A 17,210-nucleotide genomic window follows, 5' to 3' on the forward strand; every position below is an offset into this window, starting at 1 on the left:
TTCAGCAACATGACTAGCAGCACCGTTCCCGCCAAGAAGCGCATCCTCTCCGGCGCCAAGCCCACCGCTGACTCCCTGCACCTGGGGAACTACATCGGCGCCGTCCGCAACTGGGTGGACATGCAGGCCGAATACGACGCCGTGTTCTTCATCCCGGACCTGCACGCCATCACCGTTGACTTCGAACCGGCCGAGCTGGCCAAGCGGACCCGGGTCGTGGCGGCCCAGTACATTGCAGCGGGCATCGACCCGGACAAGTGCATCTTCTTTGTCCAGTCGCACGTCCCGGAGCACGCCCAGCTTGCGTGGGCGCTGAACTGCATCACCGGCTTCGGCGAAGCGTCCCGGATGACCCAGTTCAAGGACAAGACGCAGAAGTCCGGCGCGGAGGCCGCCACCCTGGGCCTTTTCGCCTACCCGACGCTGATGGCCGCCGACATCCTGCTGTACCAGACGGACCTGGTCCCGGTGGGGGAGGACCAGCGACAGCACCTTGAGCTGACCCGCAACCTGGCCCAGCGCTTCAACACCCGGTTTGGTGACACCTTCACCGTTCCGGAGGCGACCATCCTCAAGGCCAGCGCCAAGATCTATGACCTGCAGAACCCGTCCGCCAAGATGTCAAAGACCGGCGAGTCGCCGAACGGATCGATCCAGCTGCTCGAGGACCCGAAGATCGCCGCGAAGCGGATCAAGTCGGCCGTGACCGACGCCGGGACGGAGATCCGCTTCGACCTTGAAGCGAAGCCGGGCATCTCCAACCTGCTGACCATCTACTCGACCCTGACGGGCAAGCCGGTGACGGAGCTGGAAGCCGAGTACCAGGGCAAGATGTACGGCCACCTCAAGACCGACCTCGCCGCGGTGATGGTCGACTTCGTCACGCCGCTGCGGGACCGCACCAACGAGCTGATGGCGGACCCGGCCGAACTGGACAGGCTGCTGGCCCAGGGCGCGGAACGGGCCCGCGAGATTGCCTCGGTGACCCTGGCCCGGGTCTACGAGCGGATGGGCTTCCTGCCCTCGCTCAGCTTGGCGGGAGTCCGCTAGCGCGATGTCCTCCGTCAGCAGAGTCACCGCCGGCGACACCGGCCGCGCCGCCCACAGCGCGCGGAAGGGTTCCGCCGCCGCCCACCAGCGCCCGGCGGCCGGCAACGGGCAGACCGCTGACGACGGCATCAGCGTCGGCGTCATCCTGAAATTCCCGCAGGAGGTCGCCGATGAGCTGCGGCGCTGGCGGGCCTCCTTCGGTGATCCGCTGGCCGCGACGGTGCCCGCCCACATCACCCTGGTCACCACCACCATGACCCAGGACTGGGAGGCCACCCGCAGCCTGGTCCGGCAGGTCGCGAGCCGGCAGGAACCGTTCACCGTGACGATCGCCGGCACCGGATCGTTCCGGCCGGTCTCCCCGGTGGTCTTCCTCAACGTCGAAGCCGGCTTCGGCGAGTGCGTGAACCTGCACCGGCAGCTGCAGACCGGGCCGCTGGAACGCGAGCTGCCCTTCCCCTACCACCCGCACGTCACGGTGGCCCATGACATCGCCCCGGAGAGCCTCGACGAGGCCGAAACGGCGCTGAGGGATTACAGGGCCAGCTTCCCGGTCGCTAGCATGGGACTTTACGAGCACGACGACAACGGCATTTGGCAGCTACGGGAAGAGCTTCACTTTGGCACCGAACCTGACGAGCACCGAGGCGCGGCAGACACCCGCTGACCTTCCGCTTCCCACCGACCTGGCCGGGTTGCGGCTGGAAGCGATCAGGAAACGGCGCGAGTGGGGCAAGGCGCGGCGCTCCGGCGGGGGAGCGGCGCCGCTGATGGCCAGGGTGCCCTGGCTGCTGGCCCGGCTGAACACCTTCCGCCCGCTGCGCGCTTTCCAGCACTACAACCTGCAGCACGGGCCGCTGCTGAGCGCCGGCATCGGCTTCCGGATGTTCTTCTCCATCACCGGCCTGCTCGCCACCGGCTTCTCCCTGGCCGGGCTGTTCCTGAACGGACAGCCGGTGCTCCTGGACCAAATCATCAAGAGCGTAGCCAAAACGGCTCCCGGGCTCCTGAAAATCAACGGCGGCCAGGGCCTGGTTGATCCCCACCAGCTGCTGACCCCGTCCAACCTCGGCTGGACCGCGGTGATCGCCGGTGCCGTGACCGTCTTTACCGCCCTGGGCTGGATTGGCGGCGTGCGCGACGGCGTGCGGGGGATGATGCAGCTGGGGCCGCGCGGCATCAACCCGCTCCTGCAGATGCTGCGCGACGCCGGCACGCTGGTGCTGCTTGGCGTGGCGCTGGTGGTCAGCGCCGCCGCCTCCCTCGTCTTCGGAACAGCAGCCGACTGGGTGAGCGGGCTGCTGCATCTCGATCCGCTGCTGGCGGGCCCGTTGACGGCGTCGGTCACGGTCCTGGTGCCGTTGCTGCTCGGCTGGGGCACCGCGGTGATCATGTTTCGGGTGGCGGCCGGGCTGAAGCTCGCCCGCCGGGCCCTGCTGGAGGGGACCATCCTGGCGGCCGTGGGCACCACGGTGCTGCAGGTCTTCAGCACGCAGTTGCTTGCCAGCGCCGGCCGGAACCCGCTGCTGGCGCCGTTCGCGATCATCATCGGCCTGCTGATCTGGTTCAACCTGGTCAGCCAGGTCTACCTGGTTTCCGCGGGCTGGTCCGCGGTCCGCGACGGCGACCTCAAGGCCGCCCCGGACGCCGGGACCGCAGGCTGGGGCGCCCGCCAGGTCCAGCCGGGCAGGATGCCGGTACCGCCGCACGAGCCGCGCGGGTCGGCGGTCGCTACCTTCCGGCGTCGAGGTACTGGTCGGCCCACGCCGAAATAATCCTGGCGGCGCGGGCGGAACGACGACGGCGGCGTCCCCACCGGGAGGGTGGGGGCGCCGCCGTGGTTGGAACGGTGGGGGAGTCCGCTAGATCTTGCGGGCCAGGATGGCCTGCTTGACCTCGGCGATCGCCTTCGTCACCTGGATGCCGCGGGGGCATGCTTCGGTGCAGTTGAAGGTGGTGCGGCAGCGCCACACGCCTTCCTTGTCGTTGAGGATCTCCAGGCGCATGTCGCCGGCGTCATCACGGGAATCAAAGATGAAGCGGTGCGCGTTGACGATCGCGGCGGGGCCGAAGTACTGGCCGTCGGTCCAAAACACCGGGCAGGACGAGGTGCACGCGGCGCAGAGGATGCACTTGGTGGTGTCATCGAACCGCTCGCGGTCCTCGGCCGACTGCAGGCGCTCACGGGTCGGCTCGTGGCCCTTGTTGATCAGGAACGGCATGACCTCACGGAAGGACTGGAAGAACGGCTCCATGTCCACGATCAGGTCCTTCTCCACCGGCAGGCCCTTGATCGGTTCAACCGTGATCGGCTTGGACGTGTCCAGGTCCTTGAGCAGCGTCTTGCAGGCCAGGCGGTTGCGGCCGTTGATGCGCATGGCATCGGAACCGCAGACACCGTGGGCGCAGGAGCGGCGGAACGAGACGCTGCCGTCCTGTTCCCACTTGACCTTGTGCAGGGCATCCAGGACACGGTCGGTGCCGTACATGGTGACGTGGAAGTCGTCCCAGGTGGACTCGTCGGAGACCTCGGGGTTGTAGCGGCGCACGCGCAGCGTGACGTCGAAGGACGGGATCTCGCCGCCGCCGCCGACACCGGCGGGCAGTTCGATCTTGGAGGCTGGCTCAGCGAGTTCAGCGGTCATCTTAGTACTTCCTCACCATCGGCTCGTAACGCGTAAAGACCACCGGTTTGGTGGCAAGCCGGATGCCGGCGATTGCCTCGGCGGAGCCGTCCGCCGGGGCGTGGGCATCCTTGTACGCCATGGAGTGCTTCATGAAATTTTCGTCGTCGCGCTCGGGGAAGTCCTCGCGGAAGTGTCCGCCGCGGGATTCCTCGCGGTGCAGGGCCGCCACGGTCATGACCTTGGCGAGCTCCAGCAGGAAGCCCAGTTCCACGGCCTCCAGCAGGTCCAGGTTGAAGCGCTTGCCCTTGTCCTGGACGCTGATCCGCTGGTAGCGCTCCTCGAAGGACGCGATGTCCGTGAGGACCTGGTTCAGCGTGTCCGCGGTGCGGAACACCTGCATGTTGGCGTCCATCGTGTCCTGCAGGTCCTTGCGGATCTGGGCGACCTTTTCGGTGCCTTCGGAGGTGCGGACGTGGTCCAGCAGGTCCAGCGTGTAGGCCTCGGGGTCGGCGGGCAGTTCGACGTAGTCCGCGGTCTTCGCGTACTCCGCGGCGGCGATGCCGGCCCGCTTGCCGAAGACGTTGATGTCCAGCAGCGAGTTGGTGCCCAGGCGGTTGGAGCCGTGGACGGAGACGCAGGCCACCTCGCCCGCGGCGTAAAGGCCCGGGATGATGGTGTCGTTGTCCTGCAGGACCTCGGCGCTGATGTTGGTGGGGATGCCGCCCATGGCGTAGTGCGCCGTCGGGAAGACCGGCACGGGCTCCGTGTACGGTTCCACACCGAGGTAGGTGCGGGCGAACTCGGTGATGTCCGGCAGCTTGGCGTCGATGTGGGCCGGCTCGAGGTGCGTCAGGTCGAGCAGGACGTAGTCCTTGTTCGGCCCGCAGCCGCGGCCTTCGCGGACCTCGTTGGCCATCGAACGGGCCACGATGTCGCGCGGGGCGAGGTCCTTGATGGTGGGGGCGTAGCGCTCCATGAAGCGTTCACCCTCGGAGTTGCGCAGGATGGCGCCCTCGCCGCGGGCTGCCTCGGAGAGCAGGATGCCCAGGCCGGCCAGGCCGGTCGGGTGGAACTGGAAGAACTCCATGTCCTCCAGCGGGATGCCCCGGCGGAAGGCGATGCCCATGCCGTCACCGGTCAGGGTGTGGGCGTTGGAGGTGGTCTTGAAGACCTTGCCCGCGCCGCCGGAGGCGAAGATCACGGACTTGGCCTGGAACACGTGCAGTTCGCCGGAGGCGAGGTCGTAGGAGACGACGCCGGCGACGCGCTTCTGCTTGTAGGCGGTGCCGTCCTCGCGGACCGCGTCTTCCTCGACGGTCAGCAGGTCCAGGACGTAGTACTCGTTGTAGAACTCCACGTTGTGCTTGACACAGTTTTGGTACAGGGTCTGCAGGATCATGTGGCCGGTGCGGTCCGCGGCGTAGCAGGCGCGGCGGACCGGTGCCTTGCCGTGGTCGCGGGTGTGGCCGCCGAAGCGGCGCTGGTCGATCCGGCCCTCGGGCGTGCGGTTGAACGGCAGGCCCATCTTTTCCAGGTCCAGGACGGCGTCGATCGCTTCCTTCGCCATCACCTCGGCGGCGTCCTGGTCCACCAGGTAGTCGCCGCCCTTAACCGTGTCGAAGGTGTGCCATTCCCAGTTGTCTTCCTCGACGTTGGCCAGGGCAGCACACATGCCGCCCTGCGCCGCGCCGGTGTGGGAACGCGTGGGGTAAAGCTTGGTCAGTACTGCTGTGCGTGCGCGCTGACCGGATTCAATCGCGGCGCGCATGCCAGCGCCACCGGCGCCGACAATGACGACGTCGTACTTATGGACCTGCATACCAGATGCTCTTTCTCTCAAAATTCGCTGTCAAACACCGCCGGCGAGGCCTGCGCAGTGAAGTCTCGTGGTCCCGCCCGCTGGCGGGGACCGACGCCCAGGGGGCTCCCTTGCTACGGAGCGGGGCAGAACCCGCCGGGCAGCTGCACGCCGTCCACCACGGGGCACGGGTTGAAGGTGAAGATCACCAGGGTGCCCAGGACGACGATGGCCGCGGCGGCGGCGTAGAGCACGATCTTCAGCCACAGACGCGTCGCGTCCCGTTCGGCGTAGTCGTTGATGATGGTGCGAACACCGTTGGTGCCGTGCAGCATGGCGAGCCACAGCATGGCCAGGTCCCAGACCTGCCAGAACGGGTCCGCCCACTTGCCGGCGACAAAGCCGAAGTCGATGGCGTGGATGCCTTCGCCCACCAGCAGGTTGACCGTCAGGTGCCCGAAGATGAGCACCACCAGGACGACGCCGGAGAGCCGCATGAACAGCCACGCGAGCATTTCGAAGTTGCCCTTGGACGAACCGCTGCGGCGGTACTGCGGGGCGATCTTGCCGCCGGTGCCCTTGCCACTGATGTTTTGTCCACTACGTGGGCTCTGAATCTGCGTTGCGCTCATGGCTTAGTGACCTCCGAGGGCGAGGGACAGGTGGCGGATGGAGAAGCCGACCATGACGACCACCCAGAGGGCCAGGACCGTCCACAGCATCTGGCGCTGGTACTTGGCGCCCTTCTTCCAGAAGTCGACGGCGATGATCCGCAGGCCGTTAAAGGCGTGGAAAACAATCGCTGCGACGAGGCCCGTTTCACCCAGGGCCATAAGGGGGTTCTTGTAGGCACCGATCACGGCGGTGTAAGCCTCGGGGGACACACGCACCAATGAGGTGTCCAGCACGTGGACCAACAAGAAGAAAAAGATCACTACACCGGTAACGCGGTGTCCAACCCAAGACCACATGCCTTCACGGCCGCGGTACAAGGTGCCAGCTGGTTTTGTCGGCACTGAATAAACCTCCCTGCGACACAGCGGCGCTGGCATGGGATCCACGCGGGGGGAACGCCTGCTGCGAGAGCACTCGTAAGCTCAAGCCTAAATCTAGGCTTCGCTAACAGCTTATTCAATTCAGCGAAGTGATGGTGACGGCGCCCGGCGCGGATTTCAAACGGTTTTGAGACAAACGCCACAATCGCAGGTAGGGCCGGGGCCGCCGGCCCGGATCCGACGCCGCCTCCGCTCGGCACCTGGCCGGGGCCCCGGGCAGGTGGTCGGCTAAAGTAGCCGTGATGAGTACAGACAACGTGACCAGCAACGGCCCGGAGGCCGCCGCGGCAGATTCCCCGCTTAAGCGGTTCATCGCCGTGATTCCCGCCGGTGGAGTAGGGACCCGGCTTTGGCCGCTTTCCCGCGCCGCCGCCCCCAAGTTCCTGCACGACCTCACCGGGTCCGGCAGTACCTTGCTGCGCGCCACCTATGACCGGCTGGAGCCGCTGGCCGGCGGCGGCCGGATGCTGGTCGTCACCGGCGCCGCGCACCGCGAGGCCGTCTGCAGCCAGCTGCCCGAGGTGCAGGAGCAGGACCTCGTGCTGGAGAGCGAGCCCAAGGATTCCGGCGCAGCCATCGGGCTCGCCGCCGCCATCCTCTACGAACGCGATCCGGACACCATCATGGGATCGTTCGCCGCGGACCAGGTGATCAGCCCCGACCGGCTGTTCCAGGACGCCGTCCGGGAAGCCATCTACACCGCAGCCGCCGGCAAGATCGTCACCATCGGCATCAAGCCCACGCACCCCTCCACCGGGTTCGGCTACATCCGTGCCGGCGACAAGCTCAGCGTGACGGGTGCGCCGAGCGCCCACACGGTGGTGGAATTCGTCGAAAAGCCGAGCGAGGACGTCGCCCAGCAGTACCTGGACAGCGGCGAGTACGTCTGGAACGCCGGCATGTTCGTGGCCCCGGTCTCGCTCATGCTCAAACACCTCGAAGCAAACCAGCCGGAGCTCTTCGCCGGCCTGCAGGAGATCGCCAAGGCATGGGACACCCCGCTGCGCGACGAGGTCACGGCCCGCGTCTGGCCCACCCTGCCCAAAATCGCCATCGACTACGCCGTCGCCGAGCCCGCCGCCGCGGCCGGGGACGTCGCCGTCGTGCCCGGCACCTTCCGCTGGGACGACGTCGGGGACTTCGCCTCCGTGGGCCGGCTCAACAGTGCCAAAGAGGTCGACGACGTCACCGTGATCGGTGAGGGCGCGCGCGTCTTCACCGAAAACGCCAGCGGCGTGGTGGTCACCGACACCAAACGCGTGATCGCCCTGATCGGCATCAAGGACGTCGTCATCGTCGACACCCCGGACGCGCTGCTGGTGACCACAAAGGCGCACTCCCAGCGGGTCAAGGCCGCCGTGGATGCGCTCAAGGCCAGCGGCGACACCGACGTCCTCTAAGCCCGTCCTCTAACCCCGTCCTCCAACCCCGCCCGCCGGCGCCGTAACGCGCCGACCGCGATGCCGCTATCCTGCGGACCCTCGCTACAGTAATGGGGTGCGAAACTACACTACCGAAGCCGAACCGACGACCCTGGTGGGGCCGTGGCTGGAGCCGCTGCTGCCGGAGCTGATCGCGTTCCGGCGGGATCTTCACGCGCACCCCGAACTGTCGTTCAAGGAGTTCCGCACCACGGAGAAGCTCGCCCAGCGGCTGGAGGCCGCGGGGCTGCGGCCGCGCCGCCTCGAAGGTACCGGCCTGACCGTCGACGTAGGCGAAGGGCCGATAGCCACCGCGCTGCGCGGCGATATCGACGCCCTGCCCATCATCGAGGAGACCGGGCTGGAGTTCGCGTCCAGGAACCACGGGGTCACGCACGCCTGCGGGCACGACGTCCACACCGCCACCATGCTGGGCATCGCCCTGGTCCTGCAACGGATGCATGAAGCGTCCCCGCTCGGCGGCACGGTCCGGATCATCTTCCAGCCGGCCGAGGAAACCATGCCCGGCGGCGCCCATGCCTGCATCGAACAGGGCGTGCTCGAGGGAGTGCCGCGGATCCTGGCGCTGCACTGTGATCCGAGGATCGAGGTCGGCAAGGTCGGCACCCGGATCGGCGCCATCACGTCGGCCTCGGACACCATTAAGATTGAACTCACCGGCCGCGGCGGCCACACCTCCCGCCCGCACCTGACCGAGGAACTCGTCTTCGCGCTGGCCCAGATTGCCATCAACGTTCCGGCGGTGCTGTCCCGCCGGGTGGATGTCCGCAGCGGCGTCTCCGTGGTGTGGGGGCAGATTTCTGCCGGTTCCGCCCCGAACGCCATTCCCGCGGGCGGCTACCTTGCCGGGACCATGCGGTGCCTGGACCGGGACGCCTGGCACAGCGCCGGGCAGATCCTCGACGAAGTCGTCCAGCAGATCGCGGCGCCCTACGGCGTGGACGTCCACCTTGAGCACAGCCGCGGCGTGCCGCCGGTGGTGAACTCCGAGCATGAAACCGCGCTGATCGAGGCGGCCGCCCGGGCCGAGATCGGTGAAAGTTCGGTGGTGCTGACCCCGCAGTCCATGGGCGGCGAAGACTTCGCCTGGTTCCTGGCCGACCTGCCGGGGGCCATGATGCGGCTTGGCACCAAGACCCCGGGCGGCGAGGAGTATGACCTGCACCGCGGGGACTACATCCTGGACGAGCGGTCGCTCGGGCTCGGCATCCGGGTGCTCACCGCGGCAGCCCTGCGCACCCTGCGCGACCTCGGCGCCGCCTGACCCGCGGCCCTGCCGGCCGGGCCTCCCCGGCGGCGCAGCGGCTCGGCTTCGATGGCCCGGCGGAGCAGCTTCCGATAGTTTGGTTGTGCACAATTGAATTGCACGCTATGATTTTTGGGTGAGTGAAACTTCCCGCCCGAACACCGCGCTGCCGGCCGCGCCCCGGCTCGACCGGCAGGTCTGCTTTGCGATGTACGCGGCGTCCCGGGCGGCCACCTCCGCCTACCGGCCCATGCTTGACGAGCTCGGCCTGACCTACCCCCAGTACCTCGTGATGATGGTGCTCTGGGAGCAGGAGCCGCGCGGCGTGCGTGAACTGGGCGAGGAACTGGGCCTGGACTCCGGAACGTTGTCGCCGCTGCTCAAGCGGCTCGAATCCCTGGGGTTCGTCGAACGCCGCCGCTCCGCGGCGGATGAGCGGCGGGTGGAGGTGCTGCTCACCGCCGAGGGGGCAGGCCTCAGCTCCCGGGCCGCCGGGATCCCGCAACGACTCGCCGAGGCGGCCGGACTCACGACCGCCGAACTCGACCAGCTCCGCGAGACGCTCGGCCGGCTCACCGCCGCCCTGAACTCCCGCCGCTGACACCGCAGGCGGGCCCCACCCGACCGCAACCCTCCTACAGGACGGACCAGCATGAAAACCCTCTACACCGCGGAGGCCCTGGCCTCCGGCGAAGGCCGCGACGGCACCGCCCAAAGCAGTGACGGAAAGCTCAACGTCACACTGGCCAGCCCGGTGGAGCTTGGTGGCGACGGCCAGGGAACAAACCCGGAGCAGCTGTTCGCCGCGGGCTACGCGGCCTGCTTCCACTCGGCCCTGCGCCTTGTGGGCCGCAGGGAACGCGCCGACATGACGGACTCGGCCGTTGCCGCCAGGATCCATTTCGGCGCCCTGCCCGATGGCGCCGGGTACGGCCTGGCAGCCGAACTGGAGATCGCCCTTCCCGGCGTGGACATGAAGACCGCCGAGGACCTGGTGGCCAAGGCGCACCAGATCTGTCCCTACTCCAACGCCACCCGCGGCAACATCACCGTGGACCTCAAGATCCTGGAAGTGGCAGCATGAGCAACACCAACGACAACACCGTCCTGCCGGTCAGCGGCCGGGAAATCCAGCTCGCGTCCCGGCCGCACGGCCGCCCCGTGCCGGAAAACTTCCGGCTCGTCGAGGCGCCGCTGCCCGAATTGCAGAACGGCCAGGTGCTGGTCCGCAACCGCTTCATCTCCGTGGACCCGTACATGCGCGGCCGGATGAACGACGCCAAGTCCTACTCCGCCCCGTTTGCCCTGGATGCCGCGCTCGACGGCGGTGCCGTGGGCGAGGTAATCGCGTCCCGGTCCGCGGAGCGCAAGGTAGGGGACGCCGTCGTCCACCAACTGGGCTGGCGCGAGTACGCGGTGCTCGACGCAGCCGCCACCACGCCGGCCCGCACCGACCTGGCGCCCGCCCAGGCGTTCCTGGGCGCACTCGGAATGACCGGCCTCACGGCCTACGCCGGACTGCTCAAGGTCGCGGAATTCAAGCCGGGCGACGCGGTGTTCGTCTCCGGCGCGGCCGGGGCTGTCGGCTCACTCGTGGGGCAGATCGCCAAAGCCAAGGGCGCCTCCCGGGTGATCGGCAGCGCCGGCACCCCGCAGAAGGTCGCGCGGCTGCTCGAACTCGGCTTCGACGCCGCCTTCAACTACCACGACGGGCCGGTCCGCGAGCTGCTGCAGCAGGCGGCGGGGGAGCAGGGCATCGACGTCTATTTCGACAACGTGGGCGGCGATCACCTGGAAGCCGCACTGTCAGTGCTCAACGTCGGCGGCCGCGTCGCCATGTGCGGGGCGATCGCGCAGTACAACGCCACCGAGGCGCCGGCGGCCCCCCGCAACCTCGCGGTAGCAATCGGCAAACAACTCACGCTCCGCGGCTTCCTGGTCGGCGGCCAGCGGCAGCACCGGGCGGAGTTCGCGGAACAAATGGCCGCCTGGCTCGCCGACGGTACGGTCCGGTACGACGAGACGATCGTGGAGGGCCTGGAAAACGCACCGCAGGCCTTCATGGACCTGCTCGACGGCGCCAACACCGGCAAGATGCTGGTCCGTCTCTGACCGGCGGAGCCGCCGCGTTGGTAACAAGTTCTCAACAATCCGGGAAACGGGTGTGAACTGTGTTACTGGACGTGTGCGCGCCCACTAAAGTGGCTTGCATCCGTGCGCCTCGGCGCAGTGCTGCGCAGCTGTCAGTGACAACAGTGTTTCGGGGGAAAACCGGAAGCAGGCTCATTGAACGCGTCGCAGCGCCTATCTCTTGCTTCCTGGAGGAACTTTGAAGAACTCACTGCGCGCCACCCTCAAGCGCGGTTCAACGGCCGGCGTCGCCACCGTGGGTGCCGCTGCCCTGCTGCTCACCGGTTGCGGCGCCGCCCCGGACGCCGGCAGCGGCGCCACCAAGACGGCCAGCAACTACACCGGCTGCATCGTCTCGGACTCCGGCGGATTCGACGACCAGTCGTTCAACCAGTCCTCCTACGAGGGCCTGAAGAAGACCGAAAAGGATCTCGGGATCAAGGTCAACCAGGTCGAGTCGAAGACCAACAACGACTTTGAGCCCAACCTCCGCGCCATGGTCACCGCCGGCTGCAACCTGACCATCACCGTCGGATTCCTGCTCGGTGACGCCACCAAGGCGCAGGCCACGGCCAACCCGGACAAGCACTTCGCGATCATCGACTTCGGCTACGACAAGCCCGTCGCCAACGTCAAGCCGATCATCTACGACACGGCCCAGGCCGCGTTCCTGGCCGGCTACCTCGCCGCCGGCACCACGAAGACCGGCACCGTCGCCACCTTCGGCGGCATCAAGATCCCCACCGTCACCATCTTCATGGACGGCTACGCCGACGGCGTGAAGTACTACAACGAAAAGAACGGCAAGAACGTCAAGGTGCTCGGCTGGGACAAGGCCAAGCAGGATGGCTCCTTCACCGGCGACTTCGAGAAGCAGGACAAGGGCAAGCAGTTCACCCAGAACTTCCTGGACCAGGGCGCGGACACCGTCATGCCCGTCGCAGGTCCGGTGGGCAAGGGTGCCGGCGCGGCCCTGAAGGAAGCCAAGGCTGCCGGCAAGGACGTCAAGCTCATCTGGGTCGACTCCGACGGCTTCCTCACCGCCCCGGACTACAAGGACATCATGCTCTCCTCTGTCATGAAGCAGATGGGCGAAGCTGTTGAGACCGTGGTCAAGGAAGACAAGGACGGCAAGTTCACCAACGCCCCGTACGTTGGCACGCTCGCGAACGACGGCGTGCAGCTCGCTCCGTTCCACGACCTGGACTCCCAGGTCCCGGCCCAGCTGAAGACCGACCTGGACCAGATCAAGAAGGACATCGCCTCCGGCAAGCTGAAGGTCGAATCGGCAGCCAGCCCGAAGGCCTAACTTCCTCCGCTAGGCGCCACGGCCCGCACGGTCACCGACCGCACGGGCTGTGGCGCTTTTCGTTGCACCGGCCCCGCAAAGACCCTGGCAGCAGGCACTAGGCTGGTCCTGCAGCCCCATTACCCCCGTCCGGGCAGGCGTAGTCAGCGTCGTCCGGACATACTTCGAGATTGGTCAGAGTTTTGAAACTTGAACTCAAGGGGATCACCAAACGCTTCGGCTCCCTGGTAGCCAACGACCACATTGACGTGGTCGTTGAGCCCGGACAGATCCACTGTCTGCTCGGCGAGAACGGCGCTGGAAAGTCCACGCTGATGAACGTGCTCTACGGGCTGTACGAGCCCACGGAGGGCGAAATCCGCATTGACGACAAACCCGTCAGTTTCCGCGGCCCCGGCGACGCCATGGCCGCCGGCATCGGTATGGTCCACCAGCACTTCATGCTGGTCCCGGTCTTCACCGTGGCGGAGAACGTCGCCCTCGGCGCGGAAACCACGAAAGCCGGAGGGTTCCTCGACCTCGAGGACACCCGCCGGAAGATCCGGGAAATTTCCGACCGGTACGGCTTCGACGTCGACCCGGACGCGCTGATCGAGGACCTGCCGGTCGGCGTCCAGCAGCGCGTGGAGATCATCAAGGCCCTGGTCCGCGACGCCAAAGTGCTCATCCTCGACGAGCCCACCGCCGTGCTGACCCCGCAGGACACCGACGAACTGCTCGACATCATGCGCCAGCTCAAGAGCCACGGCACCTCGATCGTCTTCATCTCGCACAAACTGCGGGAGGTCAAGGCCGTCTCGGACACCATCACGGTGATCCGCCGCGGCAAGGTTGTCGGCAGCGCCAGCCCCACGGCCTCGACCACCGAACTCGCCTCGATGATGGTGGGCCGCGCCGTCAACCTGACCCTGGACAAGGCCCCGGCCACGCCGCAGGAAACCACCTTCCAGGTCAAGGACCTCACGGTCATCGCCCCCAGCGGGCAGCACGTGGTGGACGGCATCAGCTTCGACATCGCCCGGGGCGAGATCCTCGCGGTCGCCGGCGTCCAGGGCAACGGCCAGACCGAACTGACCGAGGCCATCCTCGGCCTGCACGACCGGGTCAGCGGTTCCATCCTGCTCGACGGCGAGGAGCTGCTGGGCCGCAGCGTCAAGGACGTGCTGCGGGCCGGCGTCGGCTTCGTCCCCGAAGACCGCTCCGTGGACGGGCTGATCGGCACGTTCTCGATCGCCGAAAACCTGATCCTCGACCGTTACGACCAGGAACCGTTCGCCAAGGGCATCAGCATGAGCCCGGCCAAGGTGCTGGAAAACGCGAAGACCCGGATCGACGAATTCGACGTGCGCACCCCCTCGGGCGTCCTCGCGGCAGGAACCCTTTCCGGCGGTAACCAGCAAAAAGTCGTGATGGCCCGCGAACTCTCACGACCGCTGCGGCTTTTCATCGCGTCGCAGCCGACCCGCGGCGTCGACGTCGGTTCGATCGAATTCCTGCACAAGCGGATCGTGGCCGAGCGGGACCACGGTACCCCGGTAATGATCGTTTCCACCGAGCTCGACGAAGTGATCGAGCTGGCAGACCGGATTGCGGTGCTGTACAAGGGCAAACTGGTGGGCATTGTGCCGGCCGGGACCGGACGCGACGTCCTGGGCCTCATGATGGCAGGCCTGTCGCCCGACGAGGCCCACGCCGACTCCGCCACGGCCCCTGCCGCCGCCGCACCCACCGCCGAACGGCCCGGCGCCCACGCCGCCGCCCAGCCCGCGCAGGAGTCCATCTCCGGCGCCGTAGGAGAGCACCATGACTGATACCAACCAGCCCCGCCACGCGGCTGAGCCGGCCCCGGCGAACGCCGCCACCGAAACCGGCCCGGCCGACACCGACCTGGCGGAGAACGAGCCCCTGGCGGACGACGCCACCACCGCCACCTCGCTGGACACCGCCGGCGGTGCGATGCGGCCGTCCGCGGTCCCGGTCTCGGCCCAGAGCGGCGCCGTCCCCGGCGGCGCGGACTCGGTGCTGCGCCGCATCTTCACCGGCAGCGGCATGGTTTCCGTGCTGGCCGTCCTGCTCGCCCTGATCCTTGGCGGCCTGCTCATCGCCAGCACCGACAAGGCCGTGAATGCCAGCGCCGGCTACCTGTTCGCCCGGCCCAGCGACTTCCTCTCCGCGGTCTGGTCCGCCGCGACCCGTTCCTACATCGCGCTGTTCCAGGGCTCGGTCTTCAACCCTCGCGGCAGCGGCGCGGCCGGGCAGTTCGCCCCGCTGATGGAGACCATGACGATCGCCACCCCGCTGATCACCGCCGGCCTCGGCGTCGCCCTGGCCTTCCGCGCCGGGCTGTTCAACATCGGCGCGCAGGGTCAAATCATCATGGCCGGCATCCTCGCCGCCTGGGTCGGTTTCGCGCTGCACCTGCCCATGGGCCTGCACCTGCTGCTGGTCCTGGTCGCGGGCATCGCGGGCGGTGCCCTGTGGGCCGGCCTGGTGGGATACCTCAAGGCCCGTACCGGCGCCCATGAGGTCATCCTGACGATCATGTTCAACTACATCGCGCTGTACTTCCTCCGCTACCTGCTCAACACCCCGGCCTTCCAGCGCCCCGGCGAGACCAACCCGATTTCCCCCGTCCTGGATCCCAGCGCGCTGTACCCGCAGATCCTTGGCTCCCAGTACCGGCTGCACCTGGGCTTCGTCCTGGCGATCGCGGCCACGGTGTTCGTCTGGTGGCTGCTGAACCGGTCGACCATCGGCTTCGAGTTCCGCGCTGTCGGGGCCAACCCGAAAGCCGCCCTCACCGCAGGCATCAACGTCCCGCGCGCCACCATCCTCGTGATGGCCATCGCCGGCGCGCTCGCCGGCCTGTCCGGCGTCGCCCAGGTGGCCGGTACGGAGAAGGTCCTGACCGACGGCGTCGCGGCCACCTACGGCTTCGACGCCATCACCGTTGCGCTGCTGGGACGCTCGACGCCGTGGGGCACGTTCGCCGCCGGCCTGCTGTTCGGCGCCTTCCGCGCCGGCGCCGTGCAGATGCAGATCCAGACCGGAACCCCGATCGACATCGTGCTGGTGGTCCAGTCCCTGATCGTGCTCTTCATCGCCGCCCCGCCGCTGGTGCGCGCGGTGTTCGGCCTGAATCCGCGCAAGAAGAAGGCCGCCAAGGCCGCAACGTCCAAGAAGGCAGCAACCACCGGAGCAGCAGCATGAGCACAACAGCAACGTCGCCCCAGCCGGGAAAGCCGCAGCCTGCCCTGCCGCGCCGGGACACGGCCGCCGGGAAGCAGCACGCGCCGGCCGTGACCGTCAAGCCTGTGACGTGGAAGATCCCCGGCACCCTGCTGTTCCTGGCCCTGGTGGCATTCATCTTCTTCGGCCTGATGGGTCCGCACCAGACCGCCAAGTTCGGCATCTCCACCGGCAGCGACTTTTTCCAGCTGCCGGCCCTGGAAGTCCCGGCCTACCTCGGCGGCATCGTGCTCTCCGTGCTCATGCTCGGGCTGGCCGGCTACGCCGTCTACCTGAAAACCAGGAACCTCAGGGCGCCGTCCTGGGTTCCGGTCGCCTTCACGGTGCTCTTTGTCGCAGCCTTCCTGATCTGGGTGGTCGGCGGGGCCCGCACCACCAACATCTCCCTCGCCGGACTCATTGCCGGTTCCGTGACCCTGGCCGTGCCGCTCGTGTTCGGTTCGCTCTCCGGCGTGCTGTGCGAACGCGTCGGTGTCGTCAATATCGCCATTGAGGGACAGCTGCTGGGCGGGGCGTTCACCGCGGCGATCATCGCCACGCTGACGCACAACGCCTTCCTCGGCCTGCTCGCCGCGGCCGTGGCCGGCGCGCTCGTTTCCATGGTCCTGGCACTGTTCAGCATCAAGTACGTGGTCAACCAGATCATTGTCGGCGTCGTGCTCAACGTGCTGGTCTCCGGCGTCACCGGCTTCCTGTTCAGCACCGTGATGCAGGCGGACAAGGCCAAATTCAACGCGCCGGCGCACCTGGATCCGATCACCATCCCGATCCTTGGCGACATTCCGCTGATCGGCCCGATCCTGTTCAAGCAGTCCCTGATCGGCTACCTGATGTACATCGCCGTGATCGCGGTGTGGGTCGGCCTGTTCAAGACCAAGTGGGGCCTGCGGGTCCGCGCCGTCGGCGAACACCCGCAGGCAGCCGACACGATGGGAATCAAGGTCAACGCCACCCGGTTCTGGAATGTCACCCTTGGCGGTGCGATCGCCGGAATCGGCGGCTCCTTCTTCACCCTGGTGGCGATCGACAGCTTCACCAAGGAGATCTCCGGCGGCCGCGGCTTCATCGCCCTGGCCGCGCTGATCTTCGGCCGCTGGAACCCGATCGGCGCGTTTTTCGCCGCTCTGCTCTTCGGCTTCGCCGACAACCTGCAGAGCATTGTGACCATCATCGGCACCCCGGTCCCGAGCCAGTTCATGGCGATGCTGCCATACCTGGTCACCGTCCTCGCCGTCGCAGGCCTGGTGGGCAGGTCCCGCGGACCGGCCGCCAGCGGCATCCCGTACGTGAAGGGCTGACATGGC

The 17,210-nt window shown here is 67.6% G+C and carries 16 protein-coding genes; 12 read left to right on the top strand and 4 right to left on the bottom strand.

The features are described from left to right. Nucleotides 1-9 precede the first annotated feature (9 nt). The 3 genes from trpS to AC3ANP_RS10090 are packed head-to-tail and all read left to right on the top strand — an operon-like array spanning nt 10 to nt 2,825. Nucleotides 10-1,050, top strand: a complete 1,041-nt coding sequence (gene trpS / locus AC3ANP_RS10080; RefSeq protein WP_488330052.1) for a tryptophan--tRNA ligase — start codon at nt 10-12, stop codon at nt 1,048-1,050. Between the two features lie 4 nt (nt 1,051-1,054). Then, nucleotides 1,055-1,717 (top strand): 2'-5' RNA ligase family protein, encoded by a 663-nt coding sequence (locus tag AC3ANP_RS10085; RefSeq protein WP_488330053.1) that lies wholly within the window; start codon nt 1,055-1,057, stop codon nt 1,715-1,717. Next, entirely contained in the window at nt 1,671-2,825 is a 1,155-nt protein-coding gene (locus tag AC3ANP_RS10090) for a YihY/virulence factor BrkB family protein (protein ID WP_488330054.1), read from the top strand. The genes AC3ANP_RS10085 and AC3ANP_RS10090 overlap by 47 nt, the downstream gene beginning before the upstream one ends. A gap of 87 nt (nt 2,826-2,912) precedes the next feature. On the opposite strand, the gene AC3ANP_RS10095 is transcribed toward AC3ANP_RS10090, so the two are convergent. The 4 genes from AC3ANP_RS10095 to sdhC all read right to left on the bottom strand — a co-directional run bounded on the left by AC3ANP_RS10095 (nt 2,913) and on the right by sdhC (nt 6,446). Further along, entirely contained in the window at nt 2,913-3,695 is a 783-nt protein-coding gene (locus AC3ANP_RS10095; RefSeq protein WP_488330055.1) for a succinate dehydrogenase iron-sulfur subunit, read from the bottom strand. 1 nt (nt 3,696) lies between these two features. Next, entirely contained in the window at nt 3,697-5,496 is a 1,800-nt protein-coding gene (sdhA, locus tag AC3ANP_RS10100; RefSeq protein ID WP_488330056.1) for a succinate dehydrogenase flavoprotein subunit, read from the bottom strand. 113 nt (nt 5,497-5,609) lie between these two features. After that, entirely contained in the window at nt 5,610-6,107 is a 498-nt protein-coding gene (locus tag AC3ANP_RS10105; RefSeq protein ID WP_488330057.1) for a succinate dehydrogenase hydrophobic membrane anchor subunit, read from the bottom strand. A 3-nt stretch (nt 6,108-6,110) separates the two neighbouring features. Beyond that, nucleotides 6,111-6,446 carry a succinate dehydrogenase, cytochrome b556 subunit gene (gene sdhC, locus AC3ANP_RS10110; RefSeq protein WP_056740111.1) on the bottom strand — a complete coding sequence of 112 codons (336 nt, stop codon included), beginning with the start codon at nt 6,444-6,446 and terminating at the stop codon, nt 6,111-6,113. A gap of 326 nt (nt 6,447-6,772) precedes the next feature. Here sdhC and AC3ANP_RS10115 point away from each other — a divergent pair, with 326 nt between their 5' ends. The 9 genes from AC3ANP_RS10115 to AC3ANP_RS10155 all read left to right on the top strand — a co-directional run bounded on the left by AC3ANP_RS10115 (nt 6,773) and on the right by AC3ANP_RS10155 (nt 17,204). Beyond that, a complete protein-coding gene (locus tag AC3ANP_RS10115; RefSeq protein WP_488330058.1) occupies nt 6,773-7,930 on the top strand; it encodes a mannose-1-phosphate guanylyltransferase in 1,158 nt (385 codons plus the stop codon). 97 nt (nt 7,931-8,027) lie between these two features. Beyond that, on the top strand, nt 8,028-9,236 hold the full coding sequence (locus AC3ANP_RS10120) for an amidohydrolase (protein ID WP_488330059.1): 1,209 nt from the start codon (nt 8,028-8,030) through the stop codon (nt 9,234-9,236). Between the two features lie 190 nt (nt 9,237-9,426). Next, nucleotides 9,427-9,819 carry a MarR family winged helix-turn-helix transcriptional regulator gene (locus tag AC3ANP_RS10125; protein WP_488333016.1) on the top strand — a complete coding sequence of 131 codons (393 nt, stop codon included), beginning with the start codon at nt 9,427-9,429 and terminating at the stop codon, nt 9,817-9,819. Nucleotides 9,820-9,870: 51 nt separating this feature from the next. After that, complete coding sequence (locus tag AC3ANP_RS10130) at nt 9,871-10,302, top strand: organic hydroperoxide resistance protein (protein ID WP_488330060.1); 432 nt, start codon at nt 9,871-9,873, stop codon at nt 10,300-10,302. Next, nucleotides 10,299-11,330, top strand: a complete 1,032-nt coding sequence (locus tag AC3ANP_RS10135) for an NADP-dependent oxidoreductase (RefSeq protein WP_488330061.1) — start codon at nt 10,299-10,301, stop codon at nt 11,328-11,330. Before AC3ANP_RS10130 ends, AC3ANP_RS10135 begins: the two co-directional genes overlap by 4 nt. Before the next feature lie 217 nt (nt 11,331-11,547). Beyond that, nucleotides 11,548-12,657, top strand: a complete 1,110-nt coding sequence (locus AC3ANP_RS10140; protein WP_488330062.1) for a BMP family lipoprotein — start codon at nt 11,548-11,550, stop codon at nt 12,655-12,657. Between the two features lie 182 nt (nt 12,658-12,839). Continuing rightward, complete coding sequence (locus tag AC3ANP_RS10145; RefSeq protein ID WP_488330063.1) at nt 12,840-14,468, top strand: ABC transporter ATP-binding protein; 1,629 nt, start codon at nt 12,840-12,842, stop codon at nt 14,466-14,468. After that, entirely contained in the window at nt 14,461-15,867 is a 1,407-nt protein-coding gene (locus AC3ANP_RS10150) for an ABC transporter permease (RefSeq protein ID WP_488330064.1), read from the top strand. Before AC3ANP_RS10145 ends, AC3ANP_RS10150 begins: the two co-directional genes overlap by 8 nt. Then, nucleotides 15,864-17,204, top strand: coding sequence for an ABC transporter permease (locus AC3ANP_RS10155; protein ID WP_488330065.1), 1,341 nt, complete (start codon nt 15,864-15,866; stop codon nt 17,202-17,204). Before AC3ANP_RS10150 ends, AC3ANP_RS10155 begins: the two co-directional genes overlap by 4 nt. The last annotated feature ends 6 nt before the right edge of the window (nt 17,205-17,210 follow it).

This window comes from Arthrobacter sp. JB02-1C (genome assembly GCF_057748045.1).

What these genes read in the sequence shown, in the direction of transcription:
- trpS (WP_488330052.1), top strand. Translation starts at nt 10, where the DNA reads ATGACTAGCAGCACCGTTCCCGCCAAGAAGCGCATCCTCTCCGGCGCC.
- AC3ANP_RS10085 (WP_488330053.1), top strand. Translation starts at nt 1,055, where the DNA reads ATGTCCTCCGTCAGCAGAGTCACCGCCGGCGACACCGGCCGCGCCGCC.
- AC3ANP_RS10095 (WP_488330055.1), bottom strand. Translation starts at nt 3,695, where the DNA reads ATGACCGCTGAACTCGCTGAGCCAGCCTCCAAGATCGAACTGCCCGCC.
- sdhA (WP_488330056.1), bottom strand. Translation starts at nt 5,496, where the DNA reads ATGCAGGTCCATAAGTACGACGTCGTCATTGTCGGCGCCGGTGGCGCT.
- AC3ANP_RS10105 (WP_488330057.1), bottom strand. Translation starts at nt 6,107, where the DNA reads ATGAGCGCAACGCAGATTCAGAGCCCACGTAGTGGACAAAACATCAGT.
- sdhC (WP_056740111.1), bottom strand. Translation starts at nt 6,446, where the DNA reads ATGTGGTCTTGGGTTGGACACCGCGTTACCGGTGTAGTGATCTTTTTC.
- AC3ANP_RS10115 (WP_488330058.1), top strand. Translation starts at nt 6,773, where the DNA reads ATGAGTACAGACAACGTGACCAGCAACGGCCCGGAGGCCGCCGCGGCA.
- AC3ANP_RS10125 (WP_488333016.1), top strand. Translation starts at nt 9,427, where the DNA reads ATGTACGCGGCGTCCCGGGCGGCCACCTCCGCCTACCGGCCCATGCTT.
- AC3ANP_RS10130 (WP_488330060.1), top strand. Translation starts at nt 9,871, where the DNA reads ATGAAAACCCTCTACACCGCGGAGGCCCTGGCCTCCGGCGAAGGCCGC.
- AC3ANP_RS10135 (WP_488330061.1), top strand. Translation starts at nt 10,299, where the DNA reads ATGAGCAACACCAACGACAACACCGTCCTGCCGGTCAGCGGCCGGGAA.
- AC3ANP_RS10150 (WP_488330064.1), top strand. Translation starts at nt 14,461, where the DNA reads ATGACTGATACCAACCAGCCCCGCCACGCGGCTGAGCCGGCCCCGGCG.
- AC3ANP_RS10155 (WP_488330065.1), top strand. Translation starts at nt 15,864, where the DNA reads ATGAGCACAACAGCAACGTCGCCCCAGCCGGGAAAGCCGCAGCCTGCC.